The 1,374-nt window shown below is 38.3% G+C and carries 3 protein-coding genes; all 3 read right to left on the reverse strand.

The features are described 5' to 3' along the window. Positions 1-260: DUF3106 domain-containing protein (locus NL42_RS18675; RefSeq protein WP_461313887.1), on the reverse strand; the 260-nt coding region annotated here is incomplete at its 3' end. Further along, positions 250-570, reverse strand: a complete 321-nt coding sequence (locus tag NL42_RS18680; RefSeq protein ID WP_004643705.1) for a hypothetical protein — start codon at positions 568-570, stop codon at positions 250-252. The genes NL42_RS18675 and NL42_RS18680, both read right to left, overlap by 11 nt. Further along, a complete protein-coding gene (locus tag NL42_RS18685) occupies positions 560-1,174 on the reverse strand; it encodes an RNA polymerase sigma factor (protein ID WP_016137337.1) in 615 nt (204 codons plus the stop codon). Before NL42_RS18685 ends, NL42_RS18680 begins: the two co-directional genes overlap by 11 nt. Between the last annotated feature and the right edge of the window lie 200 nt (positions 1,175-1,374).

Below are 1,374 nucleotides of genomic sequence, written 5' to 3' on the forward strand. Positions count from 1 at the left end.
TTTTCTTTTTCAGCATCGGGGAGCTGAGTAAACCAGTCCATACGTTGCTGTAGGTTCTTACTTTGATTTGCTGGTAACTCTTTTAAGCTCTGGTAGCGTTTAATAACTGCACGTTGTTCCTCTTCCGAAAGAGCATTCCATGTGTCATCAACTTGTGTATTGGCATCCTTAGAAAAAATCCAGAATCGTTCAAAACCTGCAAAACTCGTTTGCAAGAAACTTAATGAACAAAGGATAAGTGCTAATTTTTTAGCTGCCATGTTGTACTTTATCCTCACCCAAGACCATTAGCATTTCTAAATCTTCCACCATTTGTGGGGATAATTTAGGATTTACAATTACTTGATTTTGTGGCTTATCAACAATATCTGCTGAATTAGGTAAAATTACAAAACCTGTGATCGCAGCTGCAAGTGCAAAACCAGACATTTTCCAGACACTATAAAAAGAGGCTGGTTTTTGTTGAATATGGTCAAGCACATGATTCATGACCACTGTTTTATTTTTATGGTGATGTGCCAAACTATCAAGTTTAGACGTCACCTTTTTAGTGAAATCATCATGATTCATCAGAACCTCCCAAGGGATTTAAGTGGGCTAAGTACTCTCTAAGTCCCTGAATTGCTCGGTGATAATGGGTTTTTACACTACCTTCGGTACAGTTCATGATCTGAGCTGTTGTGTGTGTGTCAAAACCTTCCCACGCACGTAACATAAATGCCTGTTGTTGACGAACAGGTAGCTTTGAAATTGCTTCTCGAATTTCTTCGATAGTCACTGCTTGATCAAGAAAATCCGCAGGATTGATGGCTTTTTCATCGACTACATCAATAACTTCGTCGTCGTCACTATCCAGACTAACTTTTTTGAAGAATGAAAATGGGTTTGCTCTACGAGATTCTTTGCGGCGCCAATCCTGAAGTTTGTTGTTTAAAATCGTATAAAACAGGGGATACCATTCTTCAGTATTTTTATCGGCATAAGATTTGTGTAAAGCAATAAATGCTTCTTGAACCAAATCCATTGCAATACCTTGTTGACCTTGGGTAGCACTCTCCATCATCACCAACGCACGACCAGTAACATCTTGCATGAAAACTTTCAGGCGTTGTTCAGCCGTGCTTGCATGAGCACTAGATGTTTCCGATCGAGACTTTTTCGGTGCTAAATCCATGGAGATGGAAAATCCTGTCATTGGACATACCCACCTTATTTTCAATATATCTCTTATATAACGTTGAAAAGAGGTGGGAGGTTGACAACAATCGGCTATTTTTTACTAGTGTAATTGATTTTTTTCACAAATATGTGAGATGTAAAATAAATTAACGTTTTATTGGCGTTGACGAACCATCTCAAAAAAACAAATAGATC

The organism is Acinetobacter sp. GN11, from assembly GCF_054823985.1.